Origin of the sequence: Paraburkholderia sp. SIMBA_027, assembly GCF_046535315.1 — a bacterium.
GTDB lineage: Bacteria > Pseudomonadota > Gammaproteobacteria > Burkholderiales > Burkholderiaceae > Paraburkholderia > Paraburkholderia tropica.
Map to the genome: position 1 here is coordinate 1 of NZ_JAWRWY010000570.1, position 272 is coordinate 272.

1 protein-coding gene is annotated in these 272 nt (G+C 56.6%); it reads left to right on the plus strand.

Annotated elements, in window-relative coordinates; all coding sequences use genetic code 11:
- The coding region (locus SB764_RS40285; RefSeq protein WP_410866792.1) for a glycosyltransferase at nt 1-272 on the plus strand (272 nt) is incomplete at both ends.

Genomic DNA, 272 nt, shown 5'->3' on the forward strand with positions numbered 1-272 from the left:
TGTCCGTCGCCCGTCTTGATGAGATTCAAAAGGATCACCGAACGCTTTTGCGTGCGTACGCTGACCTGGTACAACGGCGAGCCATCGCAGAGCACTTGGTGATTGTTGGAAACGGCGCGTATCGCGAGGAACTGGAGGACTTGGCAGCCAAGCTTGGCCTGCAAGGACGCGTGCATTTTGTGGGCCATCGGGACAATCCGCATCCTATAGTGGCGCGTGCTTCCTTGCTCGTCCTGAGTTCGAAATACGAGGGACTGCCTATGGTGTTGCTG